Origin of the sequence: Micromonospora sp. NPDC005252 (assembly GCF_042872475.1) — a bacterium.
Classification (GTDB): Bacteria; Actinomycetota; Actinomycetes; order Mycobacteriales; family Micromonosporaceae; genus Micromonospora.
In genome coordinates this window covers 95,390-116,805 of the sequence record NZ_JBIAKN010000009.1, presented here as the reverse complement: position 1 = coordinate 116,805, position 21,416 = coordinate 95,390, and the positions used below count along the sequence as shown (strand labels likewise).

22 protein-coding genes are annotated in these 21,416 nt (G+C 74.0%); 8 read left to right on the top strand and 14 right to left on the bottom strand.

Annotated elements, in window-relative coordinates:
* The first annotated feature begins 29 nt into the window (after nucleotides 1-29).
* On the top strand, nucleotides 30-425 hold the full coding sequence (locus tag ACFYPH_RS23800) for a VOC family protein (protein ID WP_387184657.1): 396 nt from the start codon (nucleotides 30-32) through the stop codon (nucleotides 423-425).
* A 66-nt stretch (nucleotides 426-491) separates the two neighbouring features.
* Here the strand turns inward: ACFYPH_RS23800 and ACFYPH_RS23795 are convergent, their stop codons facing one another.
* The gene (locus ACFYPH_RS23795) at nucleotides 492-1,547 is read right to left on the bottom strand and encodes an acyl-CoA dehydrogenase family protein (protein ID WP_387184654.1); all 1,056 of its coding nucleotides are present in this window, start codon (nucleotides 1,545-1,547) and stop codon (nucleotides 492-494) included.
* Between the two features lie 33 nt (nucleotides 1,548-1,580).
* Complete coding sequence (locus ACFYPH_RS23790; protein WP_387184651.1) at nucleotides 1,581-2,741, bottom strand: acyl-CoA dehydrogenase family protein; 1,161 nt, start codon at nucleotides 2,739-2,741, stop codon at nucleotides 1,581-1,583.
* A 78-nt stretch (nucleotides 2,742-2,819) separates the two neighbouring features.
* On the opposite strand from ACFYPH_RS23790, the gene ACFYPH_RS23785 reads away from it, so the two are divergent.
* Complete coding sequence (locus ACFYPH_RS23785) at nucleotides 2,820-3,659, top strand: acyl-CoA thioesterase (RefSeq protein WP_387184649.1); 840 nt, start codon at nucleotides 2,820-2,822, stop codon at nucleotides 3,657-3,659.
* 7 nt (nucleotides 3,660-3,666) lie between these two features.
* Here the strand turns inward: ACFYPH_RS23785 and ACFYPH_RS23780 are convergent, their stop codons facing one another.
* The 5 genes from ACFYPH_RS23780 to ACFYPH_RS23760 form a co-directional block, all read right to left on the bottom strand.
* Complete coding sequence (locus tag ACFYPH_RS23780) at nucleotides 3,667-4,431, bottom strand: ABC transporter permease (RefSeq protein WP_387184646.1); 765 nt, start codon at nucleotides 4,429-4,431, stop codon at nucleotides 3,667-3,669.
* On the bottom strand, nucleotides 4,428-5,201 hold the full coding sequence (locus tag ACFYPH_RS23775; protein ID WP_387184643.1) for an ABC transporter permease: 774 nt from the start codon (nucleotides 5,199-5,201) through the stop codon (nucleotides 4,428-4,430). Before ACFYPH_RS23775 ends, ACFYPH_RS23780 begins: the two co-directional genes overlap by 4 nt.
* Nucleotides 5,198-6,157 carry an ATP-binding cassette domain-containing protein gene (locus tag ACFYPH_RS23770; RefSeq protein WP_387184641.1) on the bottom strand — a complete coding sequence of 320 codons (960 nt, stop codon included), beginning with the start codon at nucleotides 6,155-6,157 and terminating at the stop codon, nucleotides 5,198-5,200. The genes ACFYPH_RS23775 and ACFYPH_RS23770 overlap by 4 nt, the downstream gene beginning before the upstream one ends.
* Before the next feature lie 77 nt (nucleotides 6,158-6,234).
* The gene (locus ACFYPH_RS23765; RefSeq protein ID WP_387184638.1) at nucleotides 6,235-7,326 is read right to left on the bottom strand and encodes a phosphate acyltransferase PlsX; all 1,092 of its coding nucleotides are present in this window, start codon (nucleotides 7,324-7,326) and stop codon (nucleotides 6,235-6,237) included.
* A complete protein-coding gene (locus ACFYPH_RS23760) occupies nucleotides 7,326-9,140 on the bottom strand; it encodes an acyl-CoA dehydrogenase family protein (RefSeq protein WP_387184635.1) in 1,815 nt (604 codons plus the stop codon). The genes ACFYPH_RS23765 and ACFYPH_RS23760 overlap by 1 nt, the downstream gene beginning before the upstream one ends.
* A gap of 129 nt (nucleotides 9,141-9,269) precedes the next feature.
* Here ACFYPH_RS23760 and ACFYPH_RS23755 point away from each other — a divergent pair, with 129 nt between their 5' ends.
* Both ACFYPH_RS23755 and ACFYPH_RS23750 read left to right on the top strand, forming a co-directional pair.
* On the top strand, nucleotides 9,270-9,848 hold the full coding sequence (locus ACFYPH_RS23755; RefSeq protein WP_355069124.1) for a nucleotidyltransferase family protein: 579 nt from the start codon (nucleotides 9,270-9,272) through the stop codon (nucleotides 9,846-9,848).
* Nucleotides 9,849-9,857: 9 nt separating this feature from the next.
* Nucleotides 9,858-10,319, top strand: a complete 462-nt coding sequence (locus ACFYPH_RS23750; protein WP_387184632.1) for an HNH endonuclease — start codon at nucleotides 9,858-9,860, stop codon at nucleotides 10,317-10,319.
* Between the two features lie 18 nt (nucleotides 10,320-10,337).
* Here ACFYPH_RS23750 and ACFYPH_RS23745 read toward each other — a convergent pair whose 3' ends face one another.
* Together ACFYPH_RS23745 and rox are read right to left on the bottom strand one after the other, a co-directional pair.
* Nucleotides 10,338-10,787, bottom strand: a complete 450-nt coding sequence (locus tag ACFYPH_RS23745; RefSeq protein WP_387184629.1) for an HIT family protein — start codon at nucleotides 10,785-10,787, stop codon at nucleotides 10,338-10,340.
* Between the two features lie 996 nt (nucleotides 10,788-11,783).
* A complete protein-coding gene (gene rox / locus ACFYPH_RS23740) occupies nucleotides 11,784-13,223 on the bottom strand; it encodes a rifampin monooxygenase (RefSeq protein ID WP_387184895.1) in 1,440 nt (479 codons plus the stop codon).
* 372 nt (nucleotides 13,224-13,595) lie between these two features.
* Between rox and ACFYPH_RS23735 the strand changes: the two genes are divergently transcribed.
* The gene (locus tag ACFYPH_RS23735; RefSeq protein ID WP_387184891.1) at nucleotides 13,596-14,045 is read left to right on the top strand and encodes a hypothetical protein; all 450 of its coding nucleotides are present in this window, start codon (nucleotides 13,596-13,598) and stop codon (nucleotides 14,043-14,045) included.
* 61 nt (nucleotides 14,046-14,106) lie between these two features.
* Here ACFYPH_RS23735 and ACFYPH_RS23730 read toward each other — a convergent pair whose 3' ends face one another.
* A complete protein-coding gene (locus tag ACFYPH_RS23730; protein ID WP_387184626.1) occupies nucleotides 14,107-15,093 on the bottom strand; it encodes a helix-turn-helix domain-containing protein in 987 nt (328 codons plus the stop codon).
* A 78-nt stretch (nucleotides 15,094-15,171) separates the two neighbouring features.
* Between ACFYPH_RS23730 and ACFYPH_RS23725 the strand changes: the two genes are divergently transcribed.
* Complete coding sequence (locus ACFYPH_RS23725) at nucleotides 15,172-15,747, top strand: maleylpyruvate isomerase N-terminal domain-containing protein (RefSeq protein ID WP_387184623.1); 576 nt, start codon at nucleotides 15,172-15,174, stop codon at nucleotides 15,745-15,747.
* A 7-nt stretch (nucleotides 15,748-15,754) separates the two neighbouring features.
* Here the strand turns inward: ACFYPH_RS23725 and ACFYPH_RS23720 are convergent, their stop codons facing one another.
* A complete protein-coding gene (locus ACFYPH_RS23720) occupies nucleotides 15,755-16,252 on the bottom strand; it encodes a DUF1992 domain-containing protein (RefSeq protein WP_387184620.1) in 498 nt (165 codons plus the stop codon).
* 215 nt (nucleotides 16,253-16,467) lie between these two features.
* Here ACFYPH_RS23720 and ACFYPH_RS23715 point away from each other — a divergent pair, with 215 nt between their 5' ends.
* Nucleotides 16,468-17,118 carry a LysE family translocator gene (locus ACFYPH_RS23715; protein WP_354862818.1) on the top strand — a complete coding sequence of 217 codons (651 nt, stop codon included), beginning with the start codon at nucleotides 16,468-16,470 and terminating at the stop codon, nucleotides 17,116-17,118.
* An 8-nt stretch (nucleotides 17,119-17,126) separates the two neighbouring features.
* On the opposite strand, the gene ACFYPH_RS23710 is transcribed toward ACFYPH_RS23715, so the two are convergent.
* From ACFYPH_RS23710 to ACFYPH_RS23700, 3 genes are read right to left on the bottom strand one after another with little or no spacing between them, the layout of a single operon-like run.
* Nucleotides 17,127-17,945, bottom strand: coding sequence for an SDR family NAD(P)-dependent oxidoreductase (locus ACFYPH_RS23710; protein WP_355069121.1), 819 nt, complete (start codon nucleotides 17,943-17,945; stop codon nucleotides 17,127-17,129).
* The gene (locus ACFYPH_RS23705; protein ID WP_387184616.1) at nucleotides 17,942-19,267 is read right to left on the bottom strand and encodes a flavin-containing monooxygenase; all 1,326 of its coding nucleotides are present in this window, start codon (nucleotides 19,265-19,267) and stop codon (nucleotides 17,942-17,944) included. The genes ACFYPH_RS23710 and ACFYPH_RS23705 overlap by 4 nt, the downstream gene beginning before the upstream one ends.
* 56 nt (nucleotides 19,268-19,323) lie before the next feature.
* Nucleotides 19,324-19,971, bottom strand: a complete 648-nt coding sequence (locus tag ACFYPH_RS23700) for a TetR/AcrR family transcriptional regulator (RefSeq protein WP_354863298.1) — start codon at nucleotides 19,969-19,971, stop codon at nucleotides 19,324-19,326.
* A gap of 57 nt (nucleotides 19,972-20,028) precedes the next feature.
* On the opposite strand from ACFYPH_RS23700, the gene ACFYPH_RS23695 reads away from it, so the two are divergent.
* The gene (locus ACFYPH_RS23695; RefSeq protein ID WP_355069117.1) at nucleotides 20,029-21,399 is read left to right on the top strand and encodes an MFS transporter; all 1,371 of its coding nucleotides are present in this window, start codon (nucleotides 20,029-20,031) and stop codon (nucleotides 21,397-21,399) included.
* Nucleotides 21,400-21,416 lie beyond the last annotated feature (17 nt).

Genomic DNA, 21,416 nt, shown 5'->3' with positions numbered 1-21,416 from the left:
ATCCGCGATTCTTCATTAGACTCTCGGGTATGAGCAGAGGCCCGGAAGTCATCCCCACCCTGCGCTACCGCGACGCGCCGGCCGCCATCCAGTGGCTTGTCGACGTCGTCGGTTTCCGCGCGGAGCTGGTCGTCCCCGGCCCGGACGACTCCATCAGTCACGCGCAACTGACCTGGGGCAACGGCATGGTCATGCTCGCCTCCCAGACGGACGGCAGCGACGGCCGGCTCGTTCTGGGCACCGGGCCCGCCGCGACCTATGTGGTGCTCGACGACGTGGCGGCGCACTATGAACGGGTCGTCGCCGCCGGCGCCGAGGTCGTGCAGAAGCTCCGCGACGAGGACTACGGCGGCCAGGGCTATTCGGTCCGCGACGCCGAGGGCAACCTGTGGAGCTTCGGCTCCTACCGACCCGGCTCGTCCTGACCACCACCGACGGCTGATCCCCGATGTGCGGGCGGCGTGGGCCCAACCCGCGCGCCTGTGGCGGGGTCAGCCGTCCAGCAACAGGCCGGCCAGTTCGGCCCGGGTGTCGGCGACCGTGCCGTCGAAGGTCGCCAGCCACCACGCCCGGCGGTACCAGTGGTGCAGCGGCTGCTCCCACGTGAAGCCGCTGCCGCCGTAGGTCTGGATGGCCACCTCGCAGGCGGTCACCGCGGCCTCCCGGGCGGCCACGCTGGCCGTGAGCACGGCCTGGTCGGCGACCCGGCCCGGCTCGGCGTCGACCGCCCACGCGGCCCGGTAGGCCAGGGACCGGGCCGTCTCGACCTGGCCGTAGCACTCCGCGAGGGGGTGCGCGACCGCCTGGTTGGCGCCGATGGGCGCTCCGAACTGGGTGCGGGTGGCGGCGTACCCGCTGGCCCAGGTCAGCGCCCTCGCCGCCACGCCGACGGCCTCGGCCGCGAGCAGCGCCAGGGCCCGCCGCCGGGTCAGCGCGAGCACGTCGGCGGCGGCGTCCGCGGCCACGAGGAGCGTCGAGGGTACGCCGGTCAGCTCCACCGTCGAGACGGTGCGGCTCTCATCGAGCGCCTGCCCGCCGGCACCGGCCGGCGTCGCCTGCGCCGCCGACGCGTCGACCAGGCGCAGCTCCACGCCGTACGCCCCGGTCGCGGCCACCACCAGGTCCACCGCGTCGAGGGCGTGTGGCACGCGGATCGCGCGGCCGGTCAGCGTCCCGTCGGCGGCGACGGCGCAGCCGACCCCCTGGGTCGACACCCGCCCACGGGCGGCGGCCACCGCCTCGGCGAGGGTGCCGGGGCCGTTCGCCCACGCCCAGGCCAGCGTCGCTGCAGCGGCGACCGGCCGGCCCGCCGCCCGCAGCGCCGGGCCGGCCAGACCCACGGTGGCCCACCAGGGTGACGGGCTGCGCGCCCAGCCCATCCGTTCGGCGAGCAGCGCCAGCTCGACGGTGCCCAGCTCCGCGTCGAGCCAGCCCAGGTCGGTGACTTCGGCCCAGGCCTGGCCGTCGTCGGCGGCCCGGTCGTCGGCGAGGTACTTCGCCGCGGTGTCCCGCAGCGCCTCCTGCTCACCGGTCAGTGCGAAGTCCATCAGGTCTCCCCTCGTCGTGGGCGAGTCGGTGCGTCAGTACGACCGGGGCAGGCCCAGTACGCGCTCGGCGACCAGGTTGCGCAGTACCTCGGAGGTGCCGCCCTCGATGGTGTTGGCGCGGCTGCGCAGCATCTGGTGCCGCCAGTAGCGGTCCCAGCCGTCCGGTTCGGCGTCATCGCCGAGCAGCTGCACGGCGAGGGTGGTGAGCCGTTGGTGCGCCTGCGACCAGCGCAGTTTGATCACCGATGTCTCCGGGCCGGGCACCCCGGTACGCGCCAGCGCGGCCAGAGCACGCCTGTTGGTCCAGCGCAGCCCCTCCAACTCGACGTAGCGGGCGGCGATCTGGTCGCGTACGACCGGGTCGGTGTCGCGGCCGCGGGCCTTCGCGGTCGCGACCAGCCGGCGGAACGCCACGTCCAGCCGGGCGGTCAGGGTGAACCCGAAGGTGCCCCGCTCGTGGGCGAGGGTGGTCATCGCGACCCGCCACCCGTCGTCGACCGCACCGACCACCGCGTCGAGCGGCACCCGCACCTCGTCGAACTCGATCTCGGCGAACTCGGCCTCGCCGGTCATCTGGCGGATCGGGCGCACCGTGACGCCGGCCGAGCGCAGGTCCACAAGCAGGCAGGTCAGCCCGCGGTGGCGGCGCTGCTCGGGGTCGGTGCGCGCCAGCAGCAGGCAGTGGTCGGCGAGGTGCGCGTACGACGACCACACCTTGCGCCCGGTCACCACCAGCTCGTCGCCGTCGCGGCGCGCGAGCGTCCGCACGGCGGACAGGTCGCTGCCAGCCTCCGGCTCGGAGAACCCCTGACAGAAGATGATGTCCCCGGTGAGGATGCGCGGCAGATACCAGGCGCGCTGCTCGGGCGACCCGCAGGCGATGATGGTCGGCCCGACCATGCCCAGGCCGATGACTCCGATGTGCTCGGCGGCCTCGGCCCGGGCCGTCTCCTCCAGGTAGATCGCCTGGTAGGCCGGGGACAACCCGCGCCCGCCGTGCTCGGCCGGCCAGGTCAGGCCCGCGTACCCGGCGGCGTGCAGCGCGCGGGTGAACGACCGCACCGCCTCGATGTCGCCCCACCGACCCTGCGGCGGCGCCCCGTCCGGGCCGGCGGTCACCGGCACCGCGCCCGCCAACCAGGCCCGCAGGCCCGCCCGGAACTCGGCCTCCTCGGCGCTGTCACGCAGATCCATGCGCCGCATCGTACTCGTATCTGGTTTTGATCTGCAGTATCTTGTTTTCACGCGTCCCGACGCCGGAAGGGGTCCTCGATGGCCAGTCTCGCGGACGACGCCGCGGTACGGCAGACCGCGCCCGGTCACTACCAGGCCCACCTGTCGGAGGACTGGTCGGTCTGGGGACCCAACGGCGGTTACCTGGCCGCGATCGCGCTGCGCGCGGCGGGCGAGGAGGCCGGCGCCATGCTGCCGGTGAGCCTGAGCTGCCAGTTCCTCGCGCCGCCGCGCTACGGCGAGGTCGACGTCGAGGTCACCCGCGTGCACGGCACCCGACGCGCCGCAGCCCTGCACGTCACCCTGCGCCAGCGCGGCCGGATCCTGCTCGCCGCGTACGTCTGGACCATCGCCGCCGGCCTCATCGGCCCCGAACGGCGCTGGATGCCACCACCGGACCTGCCCAAGCCCGACGAGCTGCCCACCCTGGTCGAGCTGATGCGCCGCGACGGCCTGCCGGTGCTGCCGATCTGGGAGCGGTGCTACGAGGTACGCCTGGCCGGCTGGCCGGCCGGCGGCTGGCAGCCGCAACGCGACGGCGTGCCCACCATCCGGGGCTGGCTACGGCTGCACGAGGAGTTACCGGCCGACGCGGACCCATGGCTGGCGGCGGCGCGACTGGTCTTCGCCGTCGACGTGGTGCAGTTCCCGGCGGTGGTGCAGGCGTTCGAGCGGACCACGTTCATGGCCCCGAGCATGGACCTGTACGTGGGCTTCCAGGGCGGCGACGACGGCACGGGCTGGCTGCTGGTGGAGGGTGAGGCCGCCGCCGCCACCGGTGGGGTGCTCGGCGCCCGCGCCCGCGTCTGGTCCGACAGCGGGCTGTTGCTGGCCACCGGCGGGCAGCAGATGCTTTACCGGATGGCCAGCCCCGTCTGACGAGGGCTCAGCCGTCGGCGCGGCGGCCGAACCGGCGTACCGCCACCAGCAGGCAGACCGTGCCCAACCCGAGCACCCACGCGAGGGTCTGCAGCACCGGCCACCGCACCGGCCCGCCGCTGGACAGGCCGACCAGCGCCTCGGTGGCGACCGAGAACGGGTTGGCCCGCACCACGGGCTGCACCACCGAGGGGAACGCCGACACCGGCACGAACCCGGAGGAGAAGATGAACAGCAGGGTCGCCGGGCCGGTCAGCGACGGCGGCAGCGACTCCTCGTCACCGGGACCGGAGCCCCGCCACAACGCGATCGCCGCCCACAGCACACCGAACAGCGCGATCACCGCGAAGAAACCGACGACGGCCAGCGGCCCCTCCCGGAACCGGAAACCCAGCAGCATCGCCACGCCCGTGGTGAGCGCTCCGATGCCGACGATGCGCAGCACGTCACCGACGAGCCGACCGGCCAGCAGCGCCCCCGGCGCCACCGGCATGGTGCGCAGCCGGTCGACCAGCCCGCCGCGCAGGTCGCGCAGGAAACCGACGGCGCTCGACGGCGACCCGAACGCGGCGGTGGACAGCACCACCAGCGGGGCCAACCGCTCCAGGTAGTGCTGCCGGTCGCCGTCACCGACGATCCGGCCGAAGACCGCGTACTGGGTGAGCAGGAGCAGCACCGGGAACGCGAACGCGTAGACCAGCGCGGGCGGCGCCCGGAAGAACCGGCGAAGGTTACGCCCGGCGAACAGCGAGGCCTGCGTGACGGTACTCATCGGCTCCTCCGAAACGAACGTGCCGCGGCCGCGCCGAACAGCAGCCCCAGGACCAGCAGCCAGATGAGCGCCGGCCACACCCTCTCGTCGGCGCCCTCGGTGGACAGCGCGCGCAACGCGTCGACCTGGGCGGAGAACGGTGACACCTCGACCACCGGTTGCAGCCAACCCGGAAACGCGTCGACCGGGACGAAGGCGGTGGAGACCGTGGTGAGCACCAGGTACGGCAGGGTCAGCGCCGAGTACACCTGCTCCGGGTCGCGGGCGCCCAGCCCCAGGGCCGCGCAGCCCGCCGCGAGCACCACCGCGAAGCCGACCGCCAGCAGGACGAAGCCCGCGGCGCGGGCCGCCCCGGCCGTGAACCGGAAACCGACAAGCACCGCGGCGACGAGGATCACCGCCACCGCGACGGCGGCGCGGGCGGCGTCCACCACGAGCCGGGCCGCCGGCACCACGACCGCGCTCATCGGCAGCGTCCGGTACCGGGAGATCAGGCCGCTGCGGGCGTCGCCGGCGATCAGGTAGCAGGCCGACATGGCCACCAGGGCGGTGGTCTGCACGACGATCGCGGGCGGAAGGAACTGCTCGTAGGCGATCCCGTAGTCGGACATCAGCCGCTGGAAGACCACCATGAAACCGGCGAAGAACGTCAGCGGGAACACCACGGTCAGGCCGACCGACCGACCCGCGCGAGCCTGCCGCAGGTTGCGGGCGGCCAGGACGGCGAACTGCCGCGGCCCGCTGGCCGCCACCACCGTCGTGGTGCTCACCGGCCGGCCCCCGCCGCGTCCGCCTTCTCGGTGTCGTCGGACCCGGTCAGGGACAGGAACACCTCGTCCAGGGTGGGCCGCCGCACGGTGACGTCGTCGGCCTCCACACCCGCCGACTCCAGCCGCCGCACCACCTCGGTCAGCGTGCCGGAGCCGGCGGCCAGCCGCAGCACGTCCTCGTCCTCGCTCAGCCCCTCGAACGCCGCCCGTAGCTGCCCGGCCGCGACCGCCCGGGCCCGCGGGTCCTCGATGCGCACCTCGCAGACCGCGCCGCCGAGCTGACGCTTGAGCTGGTCGGGGGTGCCCTCGGCAGCGACCCGGCCGTGGTCGATGAGCAGGACCCGCCCGGCCAACTGGTCGGCCTCCTCCAGGTACTGCGTGGTGAGCAGCACGGCCGTGCCGCCGTCGCGCAGCTCCCGGACGACCTCCCACAGGGCCCGCCGGCTGCGCGGGTCCAGGCCGGTGGTCGGCTCGTCGAGGATCAGCACGGGCCGGTCGACCACCAGACTCGCGGCCAGGTCGAGGCGGCGGCGCAGGCCACCGGAGTAGGTGCGCACCGCCTTGCCCGCCACCTCGCCCAGGTCGAAGCGGTCGACCAGCTCGTCCGCGCGGACGGCAGCCGCCTGCCGGCCCAGACCGAGCAGCCGGCCGAACAGCACCAGGTTCTCCCGGCCGGTCAGCAGCTCGTCGAGGGCCGCGAACTGCCCGGTGACCGCGATGCTGCGGCGCACCTCGGCGCCCTGGGCGACGACGTCGAAGCCGGCGACGCGGGCGGTGCCGGAGTCCGGCTTCAGCAGCGTGGTGAGACAGTGGATCGTGGTGGTCTTTCCCGCGCCGTTGGGCCCGAGCAGGCCGACCACCTCGCCCGCGGCCACCTCGAAGCTCACCCCGTCGACCGCCGTCGTCGCGCCGAACGACCGGCGCAGATCGCTGACCTGGATCAACTGTTGTGACATCGCACCACCCTCATGCCAGGAATGCCGGAACCATATCAACGCTTGTCTGTGTAAAGCCAGATACGAGAACGGATAACTCACCCGTCGACAGGGCTGCGCCGGCTGCGTAGTCGCTGGCGCGACGAGGCCGCGAAGGCGGCGGCGATCCGCTCGACCACACCCGAGCGGACGCACTCCCCGGCGATGCGCACGCTGGCCTCGACGTCGACCGCGGTGGCCGTTCCGTGGCAGATCACGCACACACCGCGTACGCCGAGCAGCGCTCCCCCCGGCTCGGCCGCGAGCCCGTCGCGCACCGCCCGGGTCACCCGCTGCCGCCGCTCGCGCGCCAGCGCCCCGATCGGTGAGAACGCCCGCACCGCGTCCAGCGCCAGGCCGACCGTGGCGTCCAACGTCCGCTCGTACATCTTCAACGCCACGTCGCCGGTGAACCCGTCGGTCACCGCCACGTCGACCCGGCCCCCGAGCACGTCGTACGCCTCGATCTGACCGCTGTAACCGGGCATCGTGGCCAGCAGGAGGTGCGCGTCGCGGCGGACCGGCCCGCCCTTGACCGCCTCGTGCCCGTTGGACAGCAGGCCGATCCGCGGCCGCGCCAGCCCCAGCCGCCCGCGCGCGTACTCCGCGCCCAGCACCGCGAACTCGACAAGCCATTCCGGTACGGCCGCCGCCGTCGCGCCGATGTCCAGCAGCACTGTCGGACCGGCGCCGGGCACCGGCACCACCGTCGCCAGGGCCGGGTTGCTCACCCCCGGCACCCGACCCAGCCGGACGGCGGCCGCGAGCACCGCCGCGCCGGTGTTGCCCGGGGTCACCATGGCATCCGCCCGACCCGCCGCCACCTCCCCGGCGGCGACCAGGAGCGAGGAGCGCCGCTTGGCGTACGTCGCGGCCACCGGATCCTCACCCATGCCGACCACGTCCGGGGCGTGCACCAGTCGTACGCCCGCCGGCGCGACACCGCCGGGCAGCAGCGGCCGGATGAGCGCCTGCGGGCCGACCAGCGCGATGTCCACCGTGGCGGCCGCGGCCAGCGCGCCGGCGACGACCGGCTCCGGCCCGAGATCCGCGCCGGCGACGTCGACCGCCACCCGCAGCCGCCGCTCCGGCGATGTTTCCTGTCCCGCCACCCGTAGCCGCCGCTCCGGTGACGCACCCTGACGCGCCATCACCGCATCCCGGCGCTGAGCCGGTCCGCCGTCGCGGATCTGCCGGGGACGCCGTCGCCGTCGGGTCCGTCCGGTGTCGGTGGTCCTGCGAGCGCGTCCGTCGCCGCCCGCTCGGCGGGTGGCGATGTCAGCCAGTGGCGCAGCGCGGCACGGGCCGGCGCCAGCTCGCCCGCGAACGCGACGACCAGGTCCGGGTGCCCGGGTGCCGTGTCGGCCGGGCGGTCGGCGCGCAGGTCGGCGGCGAGCGCCTGGACCCGGGTGGCGAGTTCGGCGCCGCGCCAGCCCAGCGCGTAACCCAGCGCCGCCTCGTCCCGGGCGGCGGCCCGCCCGGGCAGGCCGGCGACGGCACGGCACTCGGGGTCGATCAGCTCGACGGCGGCGAGCAACGCCTCGGCCTCGGCGAGGACGCCTGCGGCGGCGAACCGCCAGGCCTGGTCGGCGGCCCACCGCCCGTCGCGGCGGGCCTCCCCGACCAGGTCGACCAGGCGGGTGAGAAGCGCGCCGAGCGCGGCCGCCGCCGGACGACCGGTCCGCGCGGCGAGCGTCGCGGCGCGGGCCGCCGGGCCCGGGGCGTACGGGCGCAGCCGCAGCCGCGCGGCCCGCACCAGCGGTTGCGGTGTCCGGGAGTACGCCTCGGCCAGCACCGGATAGCCGTCGCCGGAGCGGTCGGAGCCGGCGGCGAAGCGTTCCAACCGCCACTGCAACTGGTCGAGCAGGATGTGGCGGGTGCCGTCGAACACGCCGTAGAGCAGGACGTCACGGACCCGCGCCGCGTACCCGAACTCCTCGACGAGGGCTCGCGACCCCAGCACCGCGCGGCCCTCGGTGACGGCCTGCTCGGCCAGCTCGCAGCAGGCGTACTTGGCTACGGCGGCGGCGTACGCGGCGGCCGGCCCGAGCGCGTTGATGAGGAACGTGGCCTTCACGGCGGTCGCCGCGACCAGCACGTCGAGGGCCGCCGCCCGGACGAGGTGTTCGGCGATCGCGCCGAGGTGCACGATCGGTTCGCCGTAGACGTCGCGCTCGCGGGCGTACCGCACTGCCTGGGCGAGCGCGCCGCTGGCGGCGCCGGAGGCGAGTGAGCCGATGCCACCCCGTGACAGCGCCAGGGTCAGTTGCAGGATGGTCAGCCCGTCGCCGGGCGCGCCGATCGGTTGGGCCGGGGTGCCGGCGAACCGTACGCCGGAGATGTCGGCGGCAACGGCGGGCAGCGTCCGCCACCGGGGCAGGGCCGTCACCGTGTCGTCGCGTTCGGCGAGAAACAGGCCGAAGCGGTCGGTGTCGGCAAGCCGGGCCAGGGTGACCAGCAGGTCGTGCCGGGTGCCGCCGTTGATCAGTTGCTTCTCCCCGGTCAGCCGGTACCCGCCGTCGACCGGGTCGGCGCGGGTGCCGGTGCGGGCCAGGTTGCTGCCGTGCGCCAGCTCGGTGAGCAGCATGGCGGCAGCGCCACCGCCGCGCAGCACCGCGCCCGCCCGATCGCGCTGCTCCGGCGTGCCGGCGATGCAGAGCGGCAGCAGGGCCAGCGCGTTGACCCCGAGCGTGATGGCGAGGCTCCCGCTGTGCCGCGCGGCCTGCGCGTTGAGGGCGTTGACGTGCACGGCGGTGGCGCTGTCGGGGTCGTACACGGCGGCGACGCCGATCTCCCGCAGCTCGGCCAGGACGTCGTCCGGTGGTGTGCGCCCCGCGTCGGCCGCCGCGAGCCGGCGGGCGGTGTCGGGGTGACCCAGGTGACGGGCGATCGCCGGCAGCGGGTCGACCTGGGCCATCGGCAGGGGGCAGAGTCGTTGCCACGCCGACGTCTCGTCCGGTGTCATCCGGCACCTCACCGTAAATACGTGACAGCAGATACGAGATGCATGCTAGCGGTCCCGGCCGACCGGTTCACCCCCGGAAGCCCATCCCGATCCGACGCCGAGGGGCGCGCGGCTGACTACGCTCGGCCCATGGTGACGGCGGGACTGCTCCTCGCGGCCGGCGCCGGGCGTCGACTCGGCATGCCGAAGGCCCTCCTGCCCTACCGGGGGCGACTCCTGGTGGACCACGCGGCGGCGATCCTCACGGCCGCCGGCTGCCAACCGGTCGTGGTGGTGCTCGGCGCGCAGGCCGACCAGGTCCGCTCCCGGACGCGACTGCCGGGCGTGGTGCTCAACGACGACTGGGCGACAGGCCTGGGCTCGTCCCTGCGGGCCGGGCTGTCCGCCCTGACGGCCAGTCCGGCCGTGGCCGTCGTGGTCACCCTGGTCGACATGCCCGGCCTCACCCCTGAGGCGGTACGCCGCATTGCCCGCGACGCCACCGCCGACTCCCTCGCCGTGGCCACCTATGCGGACGGTCGACGCGGGCATCCGGTGCTGCTCGGCCGACAGCACTGGGCCGACGCGGCCGAGGCGGCCACCGGAGACCGGGGCGCGCGGGACTACCTGCGGGCCCGGGGCGACGAGGTACGGCTGGTCCCCTGCGCCGACGTCGCCGACGGCACCGACGTGGACCTGCCCGAGCAGGCGGCCCGCCTCCCCGGATAGGGTGACGGCGTGCTCAGCGGGGTCAACGGCCTGTCCCGACACTTCACCGAGGACAGTCTGCGTGAGGATCTGCTGCAGCGTTCGGTCCGGCAGGCCGACGGCTGCCTGATCATCCGCGGCTACGGCTCACAGCGCGGCGTCTACCAGAAGGTCGCCGGCAGAGCCTGGGCGCACATCGCGGCGTACGCCGTCTTCGTCGGCGGGTACGACCCCGACCTGGAGGTCGACCACCTCTGCCCCGCGAAGGACTGCGTCGAGCCCACCCACCTGCGGCAGGTCAGCCACGCGGACAACTGCCGCACGAGAACGCAGACGCCGACCTGCCGCAACGGGCACGAGCGCGAACTCGACGAGTCGACGGGCCGGTACCGCCGCACGTGCCGCGCCTGCAACCGGGACAGCCAGCGCCGCTGGCGCGAACGCCAGGCAGCCGAGGTGGCTCAGGCCCGCTCGGCGTACGTCCCGGGATAGGGCTTCGTCACCAGCTCCTCATCGCGCCGGTTCGAGCTGTGCGCGGAGCGCGGCGGCGATGTCATCCTGCTGCGCCTCGTCAAGGCGGTCACCCTCGGCGGCGTTCAGGTAGCCGAAGACCGCAGGGCCGCGGCGATCAGCCGGGAGATCTGGCATCCGTGGCACCACGTGGAAGTGCACGTGGGCGAAACCTTCCTTCTCGGCGAGCTGGATGACGTAGGTCTTCGCGCACCCCGTCACGGCGTGCAGGGCGCGCGACAGCCGGACCTGCCACGTGCCGAGGCTGGCCGCCTCGGCGTCGGACAGCTCAGCGATCGACGTCACGTGCCGGCGCGGAACGAGCACCAGCCACCCGGGCAAGGTCGAGTCGAACGCGTGGGCGACCCGCCAGTGCTCGTCAGCGGCGACGAGCTCACGGGCCGGCAGGGTGTCGATCCGCCGATTCTGGTCACAGACGTAGCAGTCCACGGTCGAACACTAATGCCGCGGCCTCCTGCGGTAGAGCCTCGTCAGGCCCGATGGGCACCAGCTGTCCGCGCTCCGCGAGGCTGGACAGCAGCCGCGATCTCGCGCGTACACCATCCTGACCCCTTACGCACAATAACTGTCATTATGATGTGCGCACGGTATGCCCCTTTTGTGGGAGTGGATTATCGGATTATCGTTACTGGTAAACCGAAAATGAGCGCCGACTGGCCCGCTGCTCGCTCCTCTACGCTCAGGAGCCGACGACGCCAGAACGCTATGAAGGGGCCTTGGGCTTGCGATTCACGCATCGCGACACCGATGCGGACGCGGTCAACGCGGACCCTCCAGCGGCAGCACCGCGCGATCACCGGCCTGTCGCGGACCGCCGCGACCCAGAGCGACCGTGCGAACGCCGCGGCCACGATGCTGCGCGACGGTCTCGACTGGTGCGCGGTTGTCGAGGCGCTGGGGTACTTCGACCAGGCTCACCTGGCACATGCGCTGCGGCGCTACGTCGGGCGCACCGCGCGAGGGCTACGGGCGGGCGACGACCCGACGATGTCGTCCTGTACAAGACCGGCCCGCGGCCGGGCAGCTAGCCTCCGCCTGCCGCACCGGCATCGTCGACGCCGCGCGCCGGCTCAAGGAGCTTCCCGGCCGAGAGCTCCAGGTCCACGGCAGTTGGAGGCTCGTGCAGGCGCTACACCAGGCAGATCATCGCAGGCGCGAAAGCGCGTCTCAGGCCCGCCCGGGCGCTGCCGCGCCGGTAAGCGATATACCTCAGAGGTATGAATATGACTCTGAGGTATATCCCCTTCCAGTGACACACCGCAGTACCCGGTCGTCGTCGGAACCGGGAAACGCCTGTTCTGACGCCCACGACCCTCGGCGTGATCTCCACGGGCGCGTACACCGTGGACGAGGGGCGATCGACGCCAGTCCTCGACTGACGCCGACGCTCGGCCGCCCGCCGCGTGGCGCAACACCGGTCTTCCGTCAGAGTCGGCGACCCTGGTCGGCGGGCTCGCCGAACCAGCGCGACAGGTGGTCGTCCAGGTCCTGCTGGTCGTCGCCGATCCAGGCGACGTGACCGTCTGGGCGCATCAGCACACCCGGAACGTCCAGGTCCGCGGTCGGGTCCGCGAGGTGGTCGACCCGGTCTGACCAGCCGCCGACGCTGAGGCGTTCGGTGCGGTCCAGCAGGAGGCCGCGGCCGCGGTGCAGCAGAGCGTAGAGGTTGCCGTGCCGCAGGTCGATGTCGCGCAGGCGGCGGCCGAGCAGGTCAGGGCCCTCGCCGACGTCGTACCGGATCCCGACCCCGGTGATCTTCTCCAGGAGATGGCGGTTCACCTCGTCGAAATCCATCAGTTCGGTGAGCAGCCGGCGTACGGCCTGCGCGCCCGGTTCGCTGGACAGCAGTTCCGTCTGGGCTCGGGTGTTGTCCAGCACGTCCGCGGCGACCGGATGACGTTCGGCCTGATAGGTGTCCAGCAGCGTTTCCGGCGCCCAGCCACGGACCTGCGCGGCCAGTTTCCAGCCGAGGTTGACCGCGTCCTGGACACCCAGGTTGAGGCCCTGCCCGCCGATGGGCGGATGGATGTGGGCGGCGTCGCCGGCCAGCAGCACCCGCCCGACCCGATACCGCTCGGCCAGCCGGGTGGCGTCGCCGAAGCGGGACATCCAGCGCGGGGAGTGCACGCCGAAATCGGTTCCGGCCACGGCCCGCAGTCGTTGTCTGAAGTCCTCAAGCGTGGGCCGTCGCGCGCGGTCGCTGACGTCCGCCGCGGGGACCACGACACTGTAGACGCCGACGCCTGCGGGACGGAGCCACAATCGCTGGTGGGTCTCGCGGATCGTGGCCACCGTGGCGGCGACCTCCTCCGGCGGCACACCCACCTCCATCTCGCCCATCAGCGTCTCGGTGCGCGCGGGCTCGCCGGGGAAACCGACGCCCAGGAGTTTGCGCACCGTGCTGCGCGCGCCGTCACAGCCGACGAGGTAGCGCGTGCGCAGCTGTTGCCCGTCGGACAGCTCGACGGTCACACCCTCGTCGTCCTGCGCGAGACCGGTGACCGCCTGGCCGCGCCGGACCTGCGCGCCCAGATCGATCGCGTGCTGTTCGAGCAGACGTTCGATGACCGGCTGCGGTATGCCCAGCAGATAGGCGTACGCGGAGTCCAGCCCGGAGGGCGCGGGCTTGTTGATGGCGGCGAAGAAGCCGGCGGCCGGACGCTTTCGTCCATGCTCGAGCAACCGGGTCAGCAGTCCGCGCATCGCCATCAACTCGAGGCTGCGGATGTGCAGGCCGACGATCCGGACGGCCGAGGTCGGCTCGGTCTCCTTCTCCAGGACAAGGACCCGCACGTCGTGCAGGCGCAGCTCGGCGGCGAGCATCGCACCCGTCGGCCCACAGCCGGCGATGATCACATCGAAGATGGGGCTCGGCGATGAAAGTTCGGAGGCGTCGTTCACGATGGGGTCGCGCCGGCCCGTGTCGGTCGACGGGGGTTCGGCGGTGACGTGCGCGGAGGGCACAGGAGTGGCCTTTCGGGAGTGCCTTGTTGTGAGAGGCGCTCCCGGCGACACCTACGTCAGTCGCCCAAACCGTGACGGCAGGGGGAGCACCCACATCGAACGAGCGTTCATGGGTCTCACCTCCTCGGGCGGTGTCGCGGTCCCCTGCAAGCTACAAGCCCGTACATGATCGCGTCCAGTTCTTTGAACCGGCGCCGCCATCCGCTTGACCCTCGACCCGGTCGAGGCCCGAGCATCGGCGACGTGAACGACCAGCCGGCACCCGATCCGACCATGACCCGCATCATCGAGGCGGTGCAGCTCGGCCAGACCGGCGCACCCGCCCAGGCCCGTGAGCTGCTCACCACGCTGTGGGACGAGATCGGCCCCGCCGGTGACGCCCTGCACCGTTGCACCCTGGCCCACCACCTCGCCGACCTGCAGGACACCACCGAGGCGGAGCTGGCTTGGGACGAACGGGCCCTGGCCGCTGTGTCCGAACTGACCGCCGAACGCGCCCAGCGTTACCTGCCCTCGCTCCAGGTGCAGGCGTTCCTGCCGTCGCTGTACCTGAACCTTGCCGACTGCCACCGGCGGCTGGGCAACACCGGCCCGGCCCGGGAATGCCTCGCCCGAGCCCGCGAACACCTGGCGCAGCTACCGGACGACCCGTACGGCGAGACCATCCGGGCCGCTGTCCGTGACTTCGTGGCGGACGACCCGACCGATCGCCGGCGGCGCTAGCGGTTCCGCACGCCCGGCCGCCTCGCCACCGGGAAGGAAGACCGGGCGGTCGGGGAATCGGTCACCGTTCCCGGTGCGTGATGCCCATCCGGTACGCCTGGGGTGAACGTCCGTAGCGAGCACGGAAGAGGCGGCTGAAGTGAGCCTTGTCCGCAAACCCCCAGCGTGCGGCGATGACATGGACCGGCTGGCGCAGGTGCAGCGGGTTGCTGAGATCACGCCGGCACCGCTCCAGGCGCTTGGCGCGGATGAGCTCGGCAGCCGTCGTCGCCTCCCCTTCGAACAGGCGATGCAGCGACCGCAGCGAGATGTGGTGGGCGGCGGCGACGCTACGCGGGCTGAGCTCGGCGCTGTCGAGGTGGCGGTCGATGAAGTCGACGACGCGGGCGCGCAGGGCGGTGTGCCGGGCCTCCGGTGAGAGGGTGTCCTCGATGTCGAGGTGCTGAGCGAGCGTGGCGGCGAGCAGGTCCAGCGTCACGGTGCCCAGGACCTCGGCCTGCGCCGCCTCGTACTGCTCCGGGTGGGCCGCGATGCTGCGCAGGTGGTGGGTCAACAGCCCGCCGACGCCGAGGCGTGCGGGCAGCGGCGTGGCCAGCAGGTGGCGCAGCCGGTCCGGTGCCAACGGCAGCGCCGCGCGGGGTATCTGCACGGTGATCGTCGCGGCGAGACCGGGGCCGTCCGCGCGGTGCCGGGCGATGTACGGGCGCGCGGTGTCCAGCAGGGTGAAATGGCTGGCGGCGACGAGCGTGGTCTCGGTGCGGTCCTGGACCAGGGTGCTGCGACCCGTCAGTGGCAGCGCGAGCTGGTAGATGTCCGCCTCGGCTCGGCGGATCAGCCCGGCGGGCCGGGTGGCGTGCAGCGAGGGGTACCGCAGTGAGGTCAACCGGATCCGGCCGAGGTCGATGGCCTGGGCGTACGCGACGAAGTTGTCCAGCCGTGCGCTGGTGATGTGCGCGGGCGCAGCCTCCTGGGCGACCAGGGCGTACCAGAAATCGAACCGCTCCGGCGGCGGCAGTACCGTCGTGTCCACCACCAGGCTGGGCAACATCCTGTTCGCCTCCCCCGATTGCGAGGATGGATTCTTGCACGGATCGACCTTTCACGGTGCTGGCCACCGGGGCCACGGGTGTCCACGGTGACCGGCGCCGACCTGCGGGAGGCGTCCGACGAGATGACGCGGGCGCTGACGCCGCACCGCGAACGCGACTGGTCGGTGCCCGCCGGCACGCTGACGTGGAGCTGCTGGACCACCGCGGCGCACATCGCGCACGACCTGCTCGCGTACGCCGGCCAGGTCACCGGCCTCGCACAGGACGGCTACCTGCCGTACGACCTGCGGGTCTCCCCCACCGCGGACCCGGCGCGGGTGCTCGACGTGGCGCGCGCCTGCGCCGGGCTGCTCGCCGTCGCCGTCGACGCCGCCGCACCGGACGCGCGGGCCTGGCACTTCGGCCCCTGCGACCCGGCCGGCTTCGCCGCCATGGGGGTGGCCGAGACGTTGCTGCACACCCACGACATCACCCTCGGCCTCGGTGTGCCGTGGCGGCCGTCGCCCCGACTGAGCGCGCTGGTGCTGCGGCGCCTCTTCCCGGACGCCCCGGCCGGCGCCGCGCCCGACGTGCTGCTGTGGATGACCGGTCGCGGCGAGCTGCCCGGTCGGGCACAGCGCACGTCCTGGACGTGGCGCGCGGCGGTGGACTGATCCGTTCTCAGCCCCGGCGGCGCCAGCGCAGCCACCAGCGCCGGCGGGCTCGGCGGGCCGGCGCGACGGCCGGGTCGGTGACGGTCGCCGGGTCGGTGGCCGTGACCGTGACCTCGGGTCCGGCGCGCTCGGCACGCCAGCGACGGACGACCTCGTCGGCGTTCACCGGCCGCACGGCCACCCGAGGCCCCTCGGGGTTGCGCAGCCAGGCGACGATCTGCGTGTTGAGCTGTCCCACGAAGTCCCGCACGGACTGCTCGGTGGGCAGGCCACGGACCTCGACGGGGACCTGCTCGATGCGCCGGCGCAGTTGCAGCGGGGTGGGCAGCAGCAGGTCGCTGGGTAGCTTCTCGCGCTCCAGGAAACTCTTGATCCACCACGACTCGTCGTACGGCATTCCGCGCCCGGGGATCGGCTTGCCCATGCCGGGCAGGTTGTCGAACTCGCCGCGTTGCACGGCTCCCCGGATCTGCGCCTCCACGGCCGCGTCCCACGCCTCGGTCACCCTGCGGCACCTCCCCTGGCCACCGTAACGCGCCGCCTCCGGCTCGCGGCGACACACGTGCCACAGGTCAGCGCGTCCAGGCGGGTGACCATTCCCGCGAGGTGGTTTGCGCCCGCGCGACCGATTCGCAGGCCACCATCGGTGAGGTGGTCCTGGGCCGGGGTCGTCGGTCGGTCTAGGTTCTCCTCCAGGCGGCGGCGAACGGGGGCAACGCCATGATCGGCACGGGTGCGCTGCTGGGGATCGCGCTGGTGGCGCTGGGACTGGTGCTCACGCCCGGCCCGAACATGGTCTACCTGGTCTCCCGCTCGGTGGCGCAGGGCCGCCGCGCCGGGCTGATCTCGCTGCTCGGGGTGGCCGCCGGGTTCGGCGTCTACCTGGCCACCGCGGTCGCCGGCCTGGCCGCCGTGTTCGTCCTGGTCCCCACGCTGTACGCGGTGGTGAAGCTGGCCGGCGCGGGCTACCTGCTGTGGCTGGCGTGGCGCACGCTGCGCCCGGGCGGCGGGTCGCCGTTCACGCCCGCGCCGCTGCCACCGGACCCGCCACGGCGGCTGTTCACCATGGGCCTGGTCACCAACCTGCTCAACCCGAAAATCGCCATCCTGTACGTGTCGCTGCTGCCCCAGTTCATCGACCCGGCGCGGGGGCACGTGGCGGCGCAGAGCCTGCTGCTCGGCCTGACCCAGATCACCGTCGCGCTGAGCGTCAACGCGCTGATCGTGCTCAGCGCCGGCGCGCTGGCCGGTTTCTTCGCCCGCCGGCCGGTGTGGCTGCGGGTGCAGCGCTGGGTGACCGGCACGGCCCTCGCGGCGCTGGCCGTGCGCATCGCCGCCGACCGTTCCCGCGCCGCGGTCGCCACGCCCTGACCCGGCGGTCACCGCCCCCGGTGGCGGCGCAGCATCCCGGCGGCCAGCGGCGCGGCGTCCAGGTCACCGGCGGCGAGCCGGGCGGCGAGGGTACGGCGCACCAGCCGGTCGGCCAGCGCGGGCGCGTGCCGGCCGACGGCCATCTCCAGCCGGCCGCGTCGGGTGGTCGCCACGTCCCGGGGCGCCCGTCGGGCGGTGGCGGTGCGCAGGATCGCCGCGACGACACCCTCGACGGGCTCCGGGCGGGACACTCCCCGCAGGGACAGCCCGGCCTCGGCGGTGCTGTCGTGGATCGGTGAGGCCACCATGCTCGGGTAGACGACGCTCACCCCGACGTGGGTGCCCACCTCGTGGCGCAGCGCGTCGGCGTACGCGACGAGGGCCCGCTTGCTGACCCCGTACGCGGCGGCGAGCGGCAGCGGCAGCACCGCCATCCGGCTGGCCACGAAGATCACCCGGCCGCGCGCGGCGAGCAGCGGGGGCAGCGCGGCGGCGGTGGTGCGCCACGCGGCGAGCAGGTTGACCTCCAACTGCTGGCGGACCACCTCGTCGGGTGGCAGCTCGGCAGGGGCGGGTCCGCCGACCCCGGCGTTGTTGATCAGCAGGTCGAGCCCGCCGAGGCGTTCGACGGCGGCGTGCACCGCAGCGGGGACGGCGGCCGGGTCGGTCAGGTCGCAGCCGAGCACCGGCAGGTCGTCGTCGCCTCCCGCGTGCAGGTCGAGCCCGACCACCCGGGCGCCGGCGGCGTGCAGCGCGGCGCCGAGGTGCCGGCCGAAGGTGCCGCTCGCGCCGGTGACGAGGACCCGCCGGCCGGTCAGGCCCGTCACCGGCGCGCTCCGGCCGGGCGGGCGCGGCGGGCGCCCGAGGCCAGTTCCCGGGTCAGCTCGGCCAGGTAGGCGTCGAAGTCCACCCGCATCGCCGGGCGGCGTTGCCCCCAGCGGGCCGTCGCCGCCCGCAGCTCGGCCCGGCAGGAGGCCCGCTGCCGGGCCGGGTCAGGTAGCGCGTAGCGGCCGGCGAGCTGCGCGGCGATCAGCTTGGCCTGCGCCTCGACCAGGGGGAACGCGGAGCCGGTGGACTGCATCAGCCCGACGAACATCAGGCCGGGGGCCTCGGGGTGGAACACGTGCCGGTACAGCGGCAGGGTGTCGGCGCCGCCACCGAGCAGCTCGGGGTCGAGAAACCCGATCTCCACCCGGTACCCGGTGCACCAGACGATCAGGTCGACCTCGTCGACGCGGCCGTCGGTGAACTCGACCCGGTCGCCGTCGAGGGCGGCGACGCCGGGGCGGGCCTCGACGTCGCCGTGGGTCAGCCGGGACAGCAGCCCGTCGGAGAGTGTCGGATGGTCCTGCAGGAAGCCGTGCGTGGGCGCGGGGAGGCCGTAGCGGGCGGGGCTGCCGACGGTGGCGGTGAGCATCGTCTGGCTGATGCGCTGGCGCAGCCGCCACGGCAGCCGGCGGGCCAGCGCGCCGTTGAGGGTGTCCGACGGGCGGCCCAGCAGGTACTTGGGCACCACCCAGACGCCCCGGCGCAGCGACAGCAGGGTCCGCTCGGCGGCGTACGAGGCGTCCACCGCGATGTCCATCGCCGAGTTGCCACCCCCGACGACCAGGACGCGTTTCCCGGTCAGCTGCTCGGGGCCCCGGTAGTCGTGGCTGTGCAGCTGCTCGGCGGTGCTGGCGCCGGGGTACGCCGGGTCGGGCAGCCGGGGCGCCCGGTTGTGTCCGTTGGCGACGACCACGGCCTCGACGGTGACCTCGACCGGCCCGTCCGGCCCGCTGGCGGCGACCGTCCACGTGCCGTCGGGTCGCCGGGTGACCCGCTCGACGGTGTGCCGCAGGCGGATGGCGTCGTGCAGCCCGAAGCGGTCGGCGTAGTCGGCCAGGTAGCCGGCGACCCGCGTGTGGTCCGGGTAGTCGGGCCAGTCGGCGGGCATCGGGTGGTCGGCGAACTCGGTGCGGCCGCGGCTGGTGTTCAGGTGCAGCGTGCGGTACGCGGGCGAGTCGGGCGCCCCGTACACCCAGAGGCCGCCGACCTGGTCGGTGGCCTCGAAGCAGACCACCGCGACGGCCGCGTCGCGCAGTGCCTTGACGGCGGCGAGCCCGGCCGCGCCGGCGCCGATCACCGCAACCCTGGGTGGTGCCTGCATCGCTGCCCCCAATTAATCCAACGTCCGATGGATAATCGTCGGGTGGCGGCGGCCCGTCAAGGCCCCGGGGGTCCGTAGAGCCCGTCCAGGAGGCGGTGCACGAACGCCCGGAACTCGCGCCGTTCCCGGGCGCCCGGCGCGCCCGCGGCCAGCGCCACGACGTGCCCGTGCGTCGCCCAGACCAGGCTGCGCACGGTGATGTGCGGGGTCGGCTCGGCCAGCGCGCCGGCGGACGCCGCGGCGGTCAGCAGCTCCGCCACCAGCCGGTAGAGCGGCTCGGAGTAGCGCTGGTCCAGCTCGGCGTGCCGCTGCGGCTCCAACCAGCGCCGCAGCCACAGCGCGGTGGTCTCCGGATGGTCCTCCAGGAAGTCCACGAACGCGTCCACCAGGTCGTGCAGCGCCCGCCGCGCCGCGTCCGGCCCGGATTCGAGTGCCGCGCGGGCCCGCGCGGCGGCCTCGGTGAGGACCTCCCGCTCGACGGCGAACACCCGCGCGAAGCACGCCTCGTACAGGGCCGCCTTCGTACCCGTGTGGTGAGCGACCGTGGCGACGTCCACCCCGGCGGCGGCGGCGACCTCCCGCAGCCCGACGGCGTCGAAGCCGCGTTCGGCGAACAGCGCGGTGGCGGCGGTGAGCACCACCTCGCGGGTCGGTCGGGTCTCGTCGCGCCGGGGCCGACCCGGACGGCGTCGGGGCATGGTCATGGCCGCCATTCTGCCCCTAGAATCCAGCAACTGTTGGATTGCGGAGAGGATGCGGCGATGACCGGGCTCGACCGGCGGCCCGCGGCCGCCACCGACGCGACACTGCCCCGCGGCCCGCTGGCCGGCTTCGCGGCCGGCTCGCTCGGCATGGGCGTCTGGGTGACCGTGCCCGGCCTGCTGCTGCTCTACTTCCTCACCGACGTGCTTGCCGTCGGGCCGTGGCTGGCCGGCCTCGCGCTGCTGCTGCCGAAGATCGCCGACGTGCTGCTGCACCCCTGGATCGGGCACCGCGCCGACGTCGCGCAGGCCCGCCGGGGCGACCGGCGGCGGCTGCTGCTGCTCGGCTGCGCCCTGCCGGTCGCGTTCGCCGCGCTCTTCGCCGTGCCCGGCGGCCTGACCGGCGTGCCGGCCGCCGCGTGGGTGGCCGTGTTCTTCGTCGCCGGCAACCTGCTCTTCGCCGCCTACCAGGTCCCCTACCTGGCTACCCCGGCCGACCTGCGCATCGGCTACGACGAACGCACCCGGCTGATGGCGTTCCGGATGGTCGTGCTGACCCTCGGCATCCTGGCCTCCGGGCTGCTGGCCCCACTGGTGACCGGCGGCGACGCCGCGACCCGCGCCGGCTACCAGCGCATGGGCGTGGTCCTGGCCGTCGGGATGCTCGCCGCCATGCTCGTCGGCGTGGCCGGCATCGCCCGGCTGCGCGGCGCCGCGGCGAGCACCACGACGGCAGGCCACGGCGGGTGGCGGGCGCTGCGCACCGCCCTGCGCGACGCGCAGTTCCGCTGGCTGGTCGCCGCCTACCTGGCCATGTCCACGACCACCCACCTGGTCCTGGCCGGGGTGCCCTACTACGCCGAGTACGAGCTGCGCGCTCCCGGCCTGACCACGGTGCTGGTGGCCGCGTTCGTCGCGCCGGCGCTGCTGGTCACTCCCGGTTGGCTGCTGCTGGCCCGCCGTGTCGGCAAGCAGCGGGCGCTGCTCGGCGCGCAGGGCGCGTTCGCGGCCGGGTCGCTGGTGCTGGCGGTGGGTCGCCCGGCGGGCCTACCGGTGCTGGTGGCGGCGGTGGCGGTGCTCGGGGTGGCGTTCGCCGGCATGCAGCTGCTGCCGTTCTCGATGCTGCCCGACGTGATCCGCGCGGCCGCGGCTGACACCGGCGCCGGTGCTGCGACGGGCGCGGGGACCTACACCGGGGTGTGGACGGCCACCGAGGCCACCGGCGCGGCCCTCGGCCCCTACGCGTACGCGCTGTGCCTGGCCGTGGGTGGTTTCGTGGCGTCGACGGCGGGCGAGTCGCCGGTGCAGCCGGACGCGGCGCTCGCGGCGGTCCGCTACGGCTTCGGGCTGCTGCCCGCGGCGGCGATGCTCGCCGCGCTGCTGCTGCAACGCCGCTACACCCTGGACACGACCGCCCGGGCCGCGAGCTGAGCGGCCGGCACTAGACT